The organism is Streptomyces sp. NPDC029164 (genome assembly GCF_055563995.1).
Map to the genome: position 1 here is coordinate 16360 of NZ_JBVHWW010000046.1, position 12371 is coordinate 28730.

The 12371-nt window shown below is 70.5% G+C and carries 13 protein-coding genes; 6 read left to right on the top strand and 7 right to left on the bottom strand.

The genetic code is table 11. From position 1 onward, the window contains the following. Nucleotides 1-24: 24 nt before the first annotated feature. A complete protein-coding gene (locus ACZ4VT_RS33230) occupies nt 25-1239 on the bottom strand; it encodes a hypothetical protein (protein ID WP_467955125.1) in 1215 nt (404 codons plus the stop codon). A gap of 9 nt (nt 1240-1248) precedes the next feature. Beyond that, complete coding sequence (locus ACZ4VT_RS33235; protein ID WP_467955126.1) at nt 1249-1602, bottom strand: hypothetical protein; 354 nt, start codon at nt 1600-1602, stop codon at nt 1249-1251. Between the two features lie 229 nt (nt 1603-1831). On the opposite strand from ACZ4VT_RS33235, the gene ACZ4VT_RS33240 reads away from it, so the two are divergent. The 4 genes from ACZ4VT_RS33240 to ACZ4VT_RS33255 all read left to right on the top strand — a co-directional run bounded on the left by ACZ4VT_RS33240 (nt 1832) and on the right by ACZ4VT_RS33255 (nt 5229). Beyond that, nucleotides 1832-2611 carry a hypothetical protein gene (locus ACZ4VT_RS33240; RefSeq protein ID WP_467955127.1) on the top strand — a complete coding sequence of 260 codons (780 nt, stop codon included), beginning with the start codon at nt 1832-1834 and terminating at the stop codon, nt 2609-2611. A 336-nt stretch (nt 2612-2947) separates the two neighbouring features. Further along, entirely contained in the window at nt 2948-3529 is a 582-nt protein-coding gene (locus ACZ4VT_RS33245) for a ribosome-inactivating family protein (protein WP_467955128.1), read from the top strand. Nucleotides 3530-3661: 132 nt separating this feature from the next. Further along, a complete protein-coding gene (locus ACZ4VT_RS33250; protein ID WP_467955129.1) occupies nt 3662-4486 on the top strand; it encodes a hypothetical protein in 825 nt (274 codons plus the stop codon). Continuing rightward, on the top strand, nt 4483-5229 hold the full coding sequence (locus tag ACZ4VT_RS33255) for a class F sortase (protein WP_467955130.1): 747 nt from the start codon (nt 4483-4485) through the stop codon (nt 5227-5229). The genes ACZ4VT_RS33250 and ACZ4VT_RS33255 overlap by 4 nt, the downstream gene beginning before the upstream one ends. A gap of 114 nt (nt 5230-5343) precedes the next feature. Here the strand turns inward: ACZ4VT_RS33255 and ACZ4VT_RS33260 are convergent, their stop codons facing one another. Beyond that, complete coding sequence (locus ACZ4VT_RS33260; protein ID WP_467955131.1) at nt 5344-6138, bottom strand: MBL fold metallo-hydrolase; 795 nt, start codon at nt 6136-6138, stop codon at nt 5344-5346. A 108-nt stretch (nt 6139-6246) separates the two neighbouring features. On the opposite strand from ACZ4VT_RS33260, the gene ACZ4VT_RS33265 reads away from it, so the two are divergent. Continuing rightward, on the top strand, nt 6247-6861 hold the full coding sequence (locus ACZ4VT_RS33265; protein WP_467955132.1) for an ABATE domain-containing protein: 615 nt from the start codon (nt 6247-6249) through the stop codon (nt 6859-6861). A 130-nt stretch (nt 6862-6991) separates the two neighbouring features. Here ACZ4VT_RS33265 and ACZ4VT_RS33270 read toward each other — a convergent pair whose 3' ends face one another. Both ACZ4VT_RS33270 and ACZ4VT_RS33275 read right to left on the bottom strand, forming a co-directional pair. Further along, the gene (locus ACZ4VT_RS33270) at nt 6992-7996 is read right to left on the bottom strand and encodes a glycoside hydrolase family 26 protein (RefSeq protein WP_467955133.1); all 1005 of its coding nucleotides are present in this window, start codon (nt 7994-7996) and stop codon (nt 6992-6994) included. A 223-nt stretch (nt 7997-8219) separates the two neighbouring features. Beyond that, on the bottom strand, nt 8220-9680 hold the full coding sequence (locus ACZ4VT_RS33275; RefSeq protein ID WP_467955134.1) for a hypothetical protein: 1461 nt from the start codon (nt 9678-9680) through the stop codon (nt 8220-8222). Nucleotides 9681-10071: 391 nt separating this feature from the next. Between ACZ4VT_RS33275 and ACZ4VT_RS33280 the strand changes: the two genes are divergently transcribed. After that, nucleotides 10072-10314 carry a protealysin inhibitor emfourin gene (locus ACZ4VT_RS33280; RefSeq protein WP_467955135.1) on the top strand — a complete coding sequence of 81 codons (243 nt, stop codon included), beginning with the start codon at nt 10072-10074 and terminating at the stop codon, nt 10312-10314. Nucleotides 10315-10353: 39 nt separating this feature from the next. Here ACZ4VT_RS33280 and puuE read toward each other — a convergent pair whose 3' ends face one another. Both puuE and ACZ4VT_RS33290 read right to left on the bottom strand, forming a co-directional pair. Continuing rightward, nucleotides 10354-11262 (bottom strand): allantoinase PuuE, encoded by a 909-nt coding sequence (puuE, locus tag ACZ4VT_RS33285; RefSeq protein WP_467955136.1) that lies wholly within the window; start codon nt 11260-11262, stop codon nt 10354-10356. 399 nt (nt 11263-11661) lie between these two features. Beyond that, nucleotides 11662-12360, bottom strand: a complete 699-nt coding sequence (locus ACZ4VT_RS33290; protein WP_467955137.1) for a DUF4232 domain-containing protein — start codon at nt 12358-12360, stop codon at nt 11662-11664. Between the last annotated feature and the right edge of the window lie 11 nt (nt 12361-12371).

Sequence of the window (12371 nt, forward strand, 5' to 3'; positions counted from 1 at the left end):
CCGGGACCACAGGACGGCCCGCCCTCAGTCCTGCCAGTAGAACAGCAGCGTGTGGACGTCGAGCGGTTCGCGCGCCCCGAAGTAGTAGACGCCGAGGCCGGTGACGCGGATCGACCCGGTGGGCCCGTCGATCCAGCGGAAGCCGGCCGCCTCGAGGGCGGCGCGCGCGGCGGGGTCGTCCTCGTGGTCGCCGGCGAACCGCCCCAGCGTGCTGATGAAGACCTCGCTCCTGCCGCCCTCCCCGTACCCGATCACGTGGTACGTGCCGCCGCCCTGACGGTTGGCGTCACCGCAGGAGAGCGGAGTACGGGGAGCCAGCCCCGCCGCCGTCAGCGCGGCCGTGGCCAGGGCCAGTTGACGCTCCTCGTCCGGCGGCTGCGGCGGCTCGGTGCACAGGGCCTCGATCCGCCAGCGCGGGTCGCTCTGCTTCTCGCACTCGTGCCCGTACTCGTGCACGATCGCACGGCGGATCTCCTCGTCCAGACCGTCGACCTCCACCCGGGGGCGCCCCAGCGCCTCGTACGCGGCCCGCGTCCGCGCCACGTCACCGGTCAGCCGGTGCAGCGCGTACGCGGCCCACAGCGCGGCGTCGGCCGTCGGAGCCTCGGCGAGGTGGGCGCGGAGCCGGTCCGGGCAGGTCAGCAGCGACTGCGCGAGGTGGGCCACCTGCGGGTCCGGGTCGGCGAGCGCGCCGGTGACGTCCTCGCCGGCGCGGTCCCGCACGCGCACCGCGACGGCCCGGTCCTCCGGCCGCCCGCCCGCGAGTTCGGAGAGCACCGCCTCCACCCCGTGCCGGTCCATGAGCGCATCCAGTCCGGCCTCCCCGACCGCCCGCCTGGTCCGCCAGTGGCTGAACGCGAGGGTCGCCAACTCGGTCACCGCCGTCAGGTCCCCGAGGGCCGCGCGCGCCTGGAGGACCGCTTCCCGCATGCCGTAAGCCTCCTCGCGCAGCCGGTCCTCGTGCCGAAGCCAGGGGAGGAGCTCAGCCCGGTCCGAGAGGAGCTCCAACAGCGCCTTGCGGATACTCCCGGAGTCCTCGGTGTCGCGGACGCACGCGAGCAGCTCGCCGACCCGCGCCTGCGGTACCCGGCCGACCAGCGCCTCCACGCAGGCCGTCCGGCGCCACCAGGGCTGCGTACCGTCGACGGCGCACCGCGCGAGCAGGTCGGGGTCGTACGCCCGCAGTCCGGCGGAGTCGGTGTGCCCGGCGGCGGGCGTCAAGGTCTCGATGTTCGGCATCCGGGGATGCTACTGGGCACGGCGGCGTGCTCCGAAGCGGATTACTCGGACCCGTCCGGGAGGCGGCGGAGGATCTGGCCGGCGGCGGTGCCGACGAGGATCGTGCCCTCGGGCGGCATGCAGCGAGAGCGGTGCGTACGGGGGCAGGGGGCTTTGGTGGAGGAGCGCCCCGTCGGCCGCGTCGACGCAGACGAGGCCGCCGTCGGCGCACAGGGCGTACAGCACCCCGGCGTGCGTGTCGAGGTCGGTGACCTCGGATTCCAGCGGCCGGCTCCACAGGACCCCACCGGACGGGAAGGCCCGGCGCACGAGCTCCGTCCGCCCGTGCAGCAGAGCGGGCCCGGCGGCATCGGACGCGTACACCGCCCGGCCGGGCGGCGCGTCGACGGTGAAGGTGGGTGAACGACACCCGGGCGAGGGTGCGGGGGTCTCCGGCGTCGCGGCCGGCGCGAGGGTCCGCAACGGCTGGGCCGGCGGGACGTCCTCGACGGCACCCTCCCATCGCGCCGCGGGCGTGACCGACGCACCGGGTGGGTGATCAGCGGCATCGTCGGGCTGCTGCCCTTCGCCTACTGCTGGCTAGGCTGTGTGGATGACGGAGTCCGTGAATTTCAGCGCGATGCTGACGCGGTTGCTGGACCACAGGGGAGTCGGCGCAGGGCAGTTGGCCGACCGCGCCGGCGTGCCGGCAGGCGAGATCCGAGCCGTGCTCGCGGGGGAGACCCCTGGCGAGGCACTGCTCCGCCGACTCGCGACCGCGCTGGGTTTCCACGCCGCCGACCTGTTCATCCTCGCGGGGTTGGCAGTGCCGGACGACCTGGCGCCGTTGGACGCCGCGGCCACCCCATGGATCGCTCGCATCGTGATGGATGCGGTCCACCTCCCGGCGGCCGGACGGAGCGAACTCCTGCAGACCATCCGCGCACTGCCGCAGGAAGGGCGCCGTTCGCCCTTCGTCCCCAAGGAACCCGAACCCCTGGCGGACGGTCCGGGCGGTTGGCTGGTCCGCATGTTCTGGTACCGCAACCTGTCCAGGTCGGGCCTGGCACACGCCATGGCGGTCGTGACGCCCTCGTACCTGTCGGCTCCCACCTACACCGTGATCGGAGACGGTCGCTCTGAGCTGACGCCCCGCCTGGTGACGGACTTCGCCGCGCTCCTGGGGATCGAAGCCCGCGAACTGGCCGCGCTGACCGGCGTCCTTCTGCCGGAGACGCCGGGACCTCCGGCCCCGGAGGCGGTGGACGCCGCGGCGGTGCTGTGGGAGCTCCGACGCCTGTCCGCGCCCCAGGCAGAACGCATCGCCGAGCTGGCGAAGTCCATGCGTGCAGAGCCCCGCGCCGAGTACCGCATCAACGCGCCGAGTTGGTGACGCCCGTGGGCTACCCGGGGGCTGTGCGCAGGGCTGAGGTGCCAATTCCCGGCGGTGCAGGGCTGGTTGACGGGCGTTGGTCATCCTGCGGACATCGGGATCGCGCGCTGATTTCTTAGCACGAGAGGCCAAGTATTCGTTCTGCCGGCGCCAGGAGGACTACAAAGGTCCCAACCGAACCGAACCCGGCGATGGGGACGATGACACCCGTCGGCGATCGGAATGATGTCGAAGGCGGTGGATGTGCATGCGTGAGTGCAGCAGAATCGAGCCGATTGCGGTCAGATTACTTCCGAGGGGCCCGAGTTCCGGCTCCTTCACCTGATACGGGCGGCCATGCTGAAACCCGTGTCGTTTTCCCCGGCGTACGCATCGGTGGACGAGTATCGGGTCCTGACGTCGACCATCCGGTCGAGGGCGGAAGATGCTCAGGGCGCTTTCAGCAAGGCCGGGCGCGGGGAGGGGGGAATGCCCCACCTCCCCGTGCGCATTCAGCTTCGAGGATTGTTCATCGAGCTCTACATCGAGCTCCGCCTGCAGAACGCGGGCCTTCGCGTCGTCGGATTCCGCAACACCTTCGAGAACGGGCAGGCGCCCCCGGAAGCGTACGTCCGCCACGTGCGGGACTCGGTCGCGCCACCGGGAATCCGCCGGACGCAGGCCCTGCCGTTCGGCGGAGGCCGCTCCGACCTGGAGTCGGCCGCCGACGTGCGGCGTTCGGGGATCCTCCTGGGACGCCGCCCCTTGGGTGACGCGGTGGTCTGGCTGCATCGGAACCGGGATCCGAAGTGCACCGCACACGGAATTCTCGTGCTCTCGGAAATGCTCTGCGAGGCTGCCCGATTCCCTGCCCTGACCGATGCGATGTCATGCATCTGGATGACCGGTGGGCGGCTGTCGGCCGCCGCCGTCGTCTGAAATACCTCACCCAAGCGCCAGCCTGCGGGAGTTGGGGCACCGAAGAAGGAGCGAGACCCCTGATCAGGGGGACTCCTCCACCCCGTACGACCTGCGATTCCCGCCCTGGGGATCCACGGAACAGGAGCGAAAGTGATAGTCAAGCGCACCGGTCGCCTCGTGGTTCTCGCTGCCGTACCCGCCGCCGTGTTCCTCACCCTCGGCCTTTCCGGACCAGCTCTCGCGGAGGCCGGAAAGGCGTACCAGATCGACCTGGCGCAGCTGAACGATTCGGGTTCCAGCGGTACGGTCATGCTCAGCCTCAAGGGAAACCAACTCACCGTGCAGATCGAGTCGAAGGGCATGGTGCCCGGCCAGCCGTCGGCCCAGCATCTGCACGGCTCGACGAAGGGCCACGACTTCCGCTGCCCGGACGCCACCGACGACACCGACCGCGACGGGGTCCTCAGCAACACCGAGGCCACGCACGACTACGGCGACATCAACATCTCCCTCACCACGGGCGGCGACACCAAGGCCACCAGCGGTCTCGCCGTGGACCGCATGCCCGTCGCCGACCAGCTGGGCAAGGTCTCCTACAAGCGGACGATCACCGTCGGCCAGGACGTCGTCGACCACATCAAGGACCTGCACGTGGTGCAGCACGGCATCGACCGCAACAAGAACAAGAAGTACGACTTCGAGGGGGCCGGCAAGAGTGAGCTGGACCCCAAGCTGCCCCAGGAGGCGACGGCTCCGACCAACTGCGGAGAGGTCAAGGGCGCGGCCGTGGGGTCCATCCCGGTCGGCGGCATCGAGACCGGCGGAGGTTCCACGCAGCATGCGGCGGCACCCGTGACGATGCGCGGCGGTGCGGCGATCACCGTACTCGCGATGGTGGCGGGTGCGGTGGCGGTCGCCACGAGGCGGGCCGTGGCCGTCCCCGTCCGCAGGGACACCACCGGGGGCGGCGCGTGAAGCCGGCTCCTGCGCTCTTCGCACCCGCAGCCTCCACCGCGCGCCTCCGACGCCGGACCGCAGGTCCCCTGGCGGCCGCCGTCCTCGCCGGGCTGCTCCTCGCGGGGTGTGCCGGCCAGGACACGGCGAAGCCACCCGCCCCGGCGGGGCAGGCCCTCCAAGGCGGGGCGCCGTCCGCCGCGGGCGCCGCGCCCGGCGGCGGTGACTCCGCGGCACCGGCGGACGGATCACAGGGCGGTACGGGTACGGGTGCGGGTACGGGTGGCGCCGGCCAGGCCCGGCCCGCCCTCGCCCGTTCGGAACCGCAGAAGATCTCGATCCCCTCACTCGGTGTGTCCAGTTCCCTGGAAACGCTCCGGCAGAACGCGGACGGCACCATGCAGACCCCGAAGGACCCCGCGCTCGCGGGCTGGTACGAGCCGGGGCCGACCCCCGGCTCGCAGGGACCGGCCGTGATCGCCGGTCATGTCACGTGGAACGGAGCATCCGCCGTGTTCGAGAAGCTGAAGACGATGAAGGCCGGCGACACCATCAAGGTGGCCCGGCGGGACGGCAAGACGGTCACGTTCACCGTGGACCGGGTCGCCGAGTACCCGAAGGCCGAGTTCCCCACGCTGGAGGTCTACAAGAACCTCGACCACGCGGGCCTCCGCCTGGTCACCTGCGGCGGGGACTTCGACCCCAAGAAGCACTACTACGACAGCAACGTGGTGGTGTTCGCCCGTATGACGGGCGCCGCGTAGCCGGTCCGGCGGGGCCCGGAAGACGTCCGTCAGCCGCAGGTCCCCACTGCGGCTGACGGACCCCGCCGCCGCGGGCCCGAGGCTGAGACCCCAGGGCCCGTGGCCGGGTGTCGGTCAGCTCCGGTCGCCCAGGTCCAGGCGGTCGGCCAGCCCGGCATCGGTGAAGGCGGCGACCAACTGGTCGCGGCCCTCGGTGAAGTGGGCCCAGCTGTCGTAGTGGACGGGGACGACCCGGCGGGCGCCGAGGATCCCGGCGGCTTCGGCGGCCTGCGCGCTGCTGAGGACGAGCGGTTCGCCGTCGAAGAGGACGGGGAAGCGGGGCGCGCCCGCGAAGAGTATGGCGGTGTCCACGGGGGTGAACCGGGCGGCGATCTCCTTGACCGCGTCGAGCGAGGCGTTGTCGCCGCTGACGTAGACGGTCGGCAGTCCTTCGCCGGTCAGGACGAATCCGACGACCTGGCCGGTGACCGGCTCGACCTCCTCGCGCGGTCCGGGGCCGTGGAGGGCGGGCACGCCCGTGACGGTGACGGTGCCACCGCCCGGGCGGTCCAGCTCGACGGACTCCCAGTCGGCCAGCCCCTTGGCCTGGCCTCCCAGGCGCTCTCCGCCGCCGGGGGTGGTGAGGGTGAGGGGGACGTCGGCGAGCAGGGCCCGGCCCGAGGTGTCGAGGTTGTCGGCGTGCTCGTCGTGGGAGAGCAGGACCACGTCGATACGGCCCAGGTCAGCGATGGTGCCGGTGGCCGGCGCTGTTTTGACCAGGAGTGAGCCGCCGGGCACCTGGTAGTCGCCGGGGGCGTCGAAGGTCGGGTCGGTCAGGAAGCGCAGACCGCCGTACTCGAAAAGGGCGGTGGGGCCGCCGAAGACACGGACGGGGAACTGCTCGAAGGCGGTGGTGCCGGTGGCAGACATCAAGCGACCTCACGGTTAGGGAGTGGTCCATCCGTGATCACGGTAGAGGTTCCTCACGGATAAAGGCAAGTCTTAGCGTGAGAATCACGGAAGACTGCGAGTTGTACCATGAGGGCCATGGAAGAGATCGCCACCACAGAGCCGCTGCCGCTGGCGCTGCCGCTTCCGCCGGCGCCCGGTGCCGAGGAGTACCCTGCCCTCGACCTCGCCAACAGCGCCATCGCCCTCCCCGGCGGTCACCACGTCGATCTCCTCGGCACCCCCGCCGCGGCCGAACGGTGGCTCGTCGACAGGGGCCTCGCCCCGGCCGACACCGGCCTGGCGGAGATGTGCGCCGGGCTCCTGCGCTCCCTGCGCGAACAGGTCCGCGCGCTGCTCGCCGCCCACGTCGCCGGACTGCCCGCCCCCGCCGCCGCGCTGACCGCCGTCAACAATGCGCTCACCCGAGCCCCGGCCGCCTCCCTGCTCCACTGGGACCCGGCCCGCGGCCTGTACCGCGAGGCGGCCCACCCCATCACCCAGATCGTCGAGCACGCCCTCGCCGTGCTCGCGGCCAGCGCGGCCGACCTGCTCACCGGCCCCGACGCCGAACGCCTCACCGCCTGCGGCTCCACCCCCTGCACCCGCTACCTCCTGCGGCACGGCCGGCGCCACTGGTGCTCCACACGCTGCGGCGACCGAGCCCGCGCCGCCCGCGCCTACGCCCGCCGCACGCAGACGTAGCGAGGAATGCATCGCCGGATTCCGTGCAGCGGCAGCTCACCGGCGTGAGCTGCCGCGACGGCATGGTGGTTCGGCTGTCGGCCGCGAGGTCCGCGCGCGTGCGGTTGGACTGGCCGGGGGCGGGTCCGCTTTACGGTTCCGGCTGAACCCTGTTGGCGGACAGGAAGTCCCGGAACACCTGTGCGGAGCGGGGGTTCTGCCCGCACTGCCACACGCCGTGCGGGCAGTAGTCGGTAATGCTCTGGTAGAGCGGCTTGTGCTCGGCGATCCACCCCAGCATGTCCCGCATGTATTCGGGGTTGTCGCCGTTCCGGAACAACCCCCATTCGGGGTACGAGATCTGCTTGCCATGGGCCCGCGCGAAGTCGACCTGCTGCTGGAGTCCGTAGGGCTGGGTTACCTGCTCGTGGAAGGAATCGCCGGGCGGCTGGTCGTAGCTGTCCATGCCGATGACGTCGACCACGTCGTCGCCCGGGTAGCACCTGGTCCAGGCGATCGCGTCGCTGCCGCGGTTGGGGGCGAAGTCGAAGCGGAAATCCTGCCCCTCCACAGAGCGCATGGCAGCCACGATGCGCCGCCAGTACTTCTTCCAGCTCTCGGGATCGGGGCGGCATCGGTGGGTGTAGTTGAAGCCGTTCATCTCCCAGCCGAGCACGATCACCGTGTCCGGCACCCCGAGGTCGACCAGGCGCTCGGCCAGCCGCCGGAAGTGGTGGTCGTACTCACCCCGCGCGCCGGAGCGGAGCAGCTCGGCGACCCGGCCGTCGGGGACGTTGGCCTCGTTGCGCTCCAGCATGGGCACGTTCAGGACGAACAGCCGATCGGCTCGCGCCCTGCGCCACGCGGCCCAGGCGTGCAAGGAGTCGGGTGCCCCCTCGATGTTCGACCAGGTGTCGCCGGGCAGGTAGGTGTGCCCGGCGCGCAGCTCGGAACCCCCGAGCCAGCGGGAGAGCCCTTGCATCCTCTCGACCCCGGGCGAGCCGTAGTGGAGATAGGCGCCGATGGCGACCTCGGGCTCGGGGCTGCTGCCGGACTTCTCTTCCGGCGGCGTGGCGACGGCGCCTCCGGTGACGAGCAGGCCGACAGCGACCAGAGTCGCGCAGGCGCCTGCCAGCCAGCGGCCTTGATGGGACATCGCACCTCCACACGCGTCATGAACCGAACCGATCTGTCTGCCATCGACGTTAGGCATCTCATCAGATGCACGGCACGTCCAGTGTCCGGATGCTGGGCCATTCGCGGCAGTCAGCCGCTCGCCCTTGGCCCGACCAGGTGAAAGCCGTCACCTCACGCGTAAGGGTGCGGCGTGACGTGCCGTTGACGAAGGTGTCGTCCAGCTGGTGATCGCGTTCGACGTGCTACTTCCCTGCGTCCTTGAGCGCACGGGCCACCAAGGGGTGGAACGGAACCACATCGCCCCCGCCTTTGATCTTCTCGATTCCGTAACTGTCATCGCTTTCCCAGTCGGCTGACTCCTCCCGCGCCGGGTGATACGGCCTGACTCCTGCCGAGATTTCGGAGTTACCCCCGCCCGCATACATCCGCCACCACGAGTTGAGGTAGCGCGGCTCTCGGGTCACGTTGACGATGTTGTTGCTGTGCTCCACGTATCCGACGTAGTAGACGAATTCATCGCCGCATTGCGGCCAGGAGCATTTTGGCGGCCCTACTGCAGGGTTCCATGAGAATCCGTGCGGCTGGAGGCCTGAGGGAAGTGTCGCCTTGTCCTTCCACAGCGTAAGGATCTTCGTCTCGGCCGTCAGGGCATCGAATTCGGCCGACCTCGGCAACAAGGCCAACTTCTGCACGACGAACTCCGTCCCGGGATTCACGTAGCTGCCCGCACCGAGAATTTCTCCCGTGCTGACCATCGTGCTGTCGGGCGGCTCCGCGTAGAGGTCGACGTCGTTGCCCGCCTCCAGATCTCGCTTCCAGGCCTGCTCCGTGCGATCCGCCGCCGTGGGCGCGAACTGCCGCCCGACCACCCAGAAGGCACTCCCCAGGATGTACGCCGGCACCTTCCCGGAGTTCTTCACCCTGAGCGTCACGGGCACGTAGACGAAATCACCCTCCCGGGTGGTCTCGAGGGCCGCCTTGCCGAATTTCGCACTGGATTGAACGGAGACCGGCGCGACGGATGGCTCGTACCAGGAGGACTTGACCAGATTGGCGGCGGTGAGCGCAGTGGTGATCATGAAGCCGATCGCGAAACTCTTCGGATGGGGGACCGTTCTCCACGTCTTCTCGCGAAAAAGAATCCAAAGCGCCCACAAGGACCAGATGAACAGCGCCACGAACACGGGAAAGAGCGGGGTCCCGTACTCCCTCTCCCCGGCCCACATGGCGAGGAACAGCCCATTGCCGGCCAGTGCGATGAGCACCCCCGCGATGATGACCACTCCCGAGTACGGCCACTGCCGCTTGCCCACGAAATCCGGTGCCGTGATGGCCGCGACGCCCTGCACCACGCCCCCCGCCATGAGCAGGAACCCCGTCATCCTGTTGGCGAAGTACGGCGACCCGATGGCGTCCACCTGCCCAACCGAAATGAGCAGGACCATGCAGCCGAGCAGCCCGGCCACCAGAACGGCGCCGGTCGCGTACCTCGTCACCGCCCGGTCGGGCCAGACGTCAGAACCCGCCCTGAGCCACACGACGGCCGGGTCGTCGAGGTCCAGCTCGGCGAGCCCGTACCGGTCGAGCAGGTCACGCAACTCCTGCGCCGTCCACACGTTGCCGGCCGGTTCGCCCCGCACCCGGACTTCACGGAGTCCCCTCCGGTCCGGGGGATGGACCACCACGATCGGCTCGTCGGTCATGCCCTCAGCCTCGCCGTCCGCCAGGACGCGGGCATGCGCGACTAGGCCGTTCTGCGCATCGGGCGACGGCCCGCCCAGCCGCCTGGGCTCCCGCAAGATCCATGCTGCTCGGGGCCTGCGGCGGCCGCGATGCTGGCGCTGGCGGCCCCGGTACGGCACAGGCGGCCCAGGGGGTCCTGTTCATCGACGGGGCTCCGAACCGCTACCCGAGCGGGTGCTTCCCCCTGGGAGCAACCGGGAGGACGGGGCGGTCGGCCACGCAGCGGCGCTTTCCGGACGATCGTACGGCCGTTCCCCTGTTCCGTGACAGAGAACCGGCGTTCGGGGCAACCGGAGGAGTGGCTGCGACGTGCAGGCCGCGTGACACCACTGCGAACAGGGAGAAACAGCCATGCTGATCACGGTCACCCGCTCCGGAGGCTTCGCCGGCCACGAGAAGCTCCGCGCCCTCGACACCTTGGGCCGCGCGGACGCGGCGGAGCTGGAGGAACTCGCGCAACGGGCCGTCGCCCCCGTGGCCGACGGCTATCACTACCGGATCACCGTCGACGACGAGGTGCTCGACCTCCAGGACCCCTTCCTTTCCGACGCCCAGCGGACACTGATCCGTACCGTCCTCGGCGAAGGCACCTGACCCTTGTCGGTCTTCGCGACGATCCACGGCGGCGTGAGCTCAGCGCAGGGGTGGGTGCGTGGAGAGCCAGTGACGTGCGATCTGTTCGCGCGTGGCGAGCCACGTCCCCCCGCGCTGCGCCACGTGCTTCAAGAACCCGTCGAGCGCGCGGATGCGGCCGGGCCGGCCGATGATCCGGCAGTGCAGGCCGATGCTCATCATGCGCGGGCGGTCGGCGCCTTCGGCATGGAGCGTGTCGAAGGTGTCGACGAGGTACATGAGCATGTCGTCCGCGGTCGTGAAGCCGTGGACGATCAGGAACTTGAAGTCGTTCGCGTCGAGGCTGTACGGCACCACCAGGTGCGCACGCCCGCCGGTCTCGACGTAGAACGGCAGGTCGTCCGAGTAGTCGTCGGAGTCGTAGAGGAAGCCGCCCTCCTCGACGACCAGACGCCGCGTGTTGGCGCTCGTCCGGCCGGTGTACCAGCCGACGGGGCGGCGCCCGACGAGCCGCTCGATCGTCGCGATCGAGCGCGCGATGTCGGCGCGTTCGACGTCCTCGGGTACGTGGCGATAGTCGATCCAACGCCAGCCGTGGCTCGCCACCTCCCAACCGGCGGCGCCCATCGCGCGGGCCGTGTCCGGGTTGCGCTCCAAGGCCTGCCCCACGGCGTACACGGTGAGCGGCGCACCGTGCGCCGCGAGCGTGCGATGGATGCGCCAGAAGCCGGCGCGCGAGCCGTAGGCGAACATCGACTCGACGTTCAGATCGCGCCCGCCGACCACGGGCGGCGCACCGACGAGCTCGTGGAGGAAGCCCTCCGACGCGTGATCGCCTTCAAGGACGTTCTGCTCCCCGCCTTCCTCGTAGTTGAGGACAACGCTGACGGCGACGCGGGCACCGCCGGGCCACGCGGCGTGTGGCGGCTCGGCGCCGTAACCGGCGAGGTCGCGCTGGGGCTCGGACACGGGCGCACCCTACCGCTGATCGGCCGCCGGGTTGGAGACGCGGGGCCATACCTTTCCCGGAAGCCTCGCAGCCTGCGCAACCGCGGTCCGAGTAGGGCGCACACCAGCAAAGTGAGTACCCGGCGTGGGAGATCTGGCCGGCCTCGTGAGCACCGCTCGGCGTCATGGCCGGGGCGTCTACTGCTGGGTGGCGTAGGGCTTCACGCGCGAAGCAGATCGCGGCAGACGCTGCGGCGGAGGGGGCGAGGAGCGCGCAGCCGCCCATGCCGTGCCGCGTAACCGGTGGCGATCGCCCGCTCGATGGTGCTGCCGCCCACGGCTCGTCCGGGCGATCTTCCGTGCACGCATGTCAGACCCGGCCGGGGCCTGCGCGCCATGACGGCCACGCCCTGCCCCGGTCTAGCTGTTGCCCGACCTGAACAGGAAGTCCTCGACGGCCCGGAGATCGGTGTTCCAGTACGTGACCCGGGGGCTGGGTCCGACCGTGAGGGAGCCGACCTCGTCCGACAACCTGATGTCGAGCGGGGCCACATCCTTGTTGCTGTTGAGAGCGCGGTCCTGGTAGCCGAGGGAGAACGACGTGACGGTGTACGTCTGCTGGCCCGCCTTGAAGACGAACACGCCCGCGTACGCCTTCTCTTTCGGCCCGATCGTGGCGATGGCCCGCGGCTTGGACTCCGGCGCGGCGACCGGAGCCCCGATGTCGGTGCCGAAGCGGACGTACGGGTAGTGGTAGAGGGTGCAGGCCTTGTCGGTGAAGTTGGTGGCCGTGATGAGCAGGTGCTGGCCCGAGTCCTGTCGCCATCCCGACGTGTCGATGGAGAGGTCGTTGTCGTTGCAGGCCGCGATGGAGGTGTTTCCGGCATCCGGGCTCTGCGAGGGCGAGGGGCTGGTCGTGCCGCCGCCGGGCTGGGGGGTACCGGCCGTGCTGGGCGCGCCGGAGGGGGTGGGGGACCCGGTCGCACCCGGGGTGCCGGAGGCGGTGGGGCTCTTGCCGTTGTCCGTGCCGCCGGATTCACAGGCGGTGGAGGAGAGGAGCGCGGCGATGGCCGCGACCCCGAGGGTGTAGGTTGTCCAGCTCTTGCGGGCAGTGCGCATGGTGGCCCCCG

Coding starts and splice junctions, on each gene's coding strand:
- ACZ4VT_RS33245 (WP_467955128.1), top strand. CDS start 2,948: ATGCTGAAACCCGTGTCGTTTTCCCCGGCGTACGCATCGGTGGACGAG.
- ACZ4VT_RS33260 (WP_467955131.1), bottom strand. CDS start 6,138: ATGTCTGCCACCGGCACCACCGCCTTCGAGCAGTTCCCCGTCCGTGTC.
- ACZ4VT_RS33280 (WP_467955135.1), top strand. CDS start 10,072: ATGCTGATCACGGTCACCCGCTCCGGAGGCTTCGCCGGCCACGAGAAG.
- ACZ4VT_RS33290 (WP_467955137.1), bottom strand. CDS start 12,360: ATGCGCACTGCCCGCAAGAGCTGGACAACCTACACCCTCGGGGTCGCG.
- ACZ4VT_RS33230 (WP_467955125.1), bottom strand. CDS start 1,239: ATGCCGAACATCGAGACCTTGACGCCCGCCGCCGGGCACACCGACTCC.
- ACZ4VT_RS33270 (WP_467955133.1), bottom strand. CDS start 7,996: ATGTCCCATCAAGGCCGCTGGCTGGCAGGCGCCTGCGCGACTCTGGTC.
- ACZ4VT_RS33240 (WP_467955127.1), top strand. CDS start 1,832: ATGACGGAGTCCGTGAATTTCAGCGCGATGCTGACGCGGTTGCTGGAC.
- ACZ4VT_RS33265 (WP_467955132.1), top strand. CDS start 6,247: ATGAGGGCCATGGAAGAGATCGCCACCACAGAGCCGCTGCCGCTGGCG.
- ACZ4VT_RS33275 (WP_467955134.1), bottom strand. CDS start 9,680: ATGACCGACGAGCCGATCGTGGTGGTCCATCCCCCGGACCGGAGGGGA.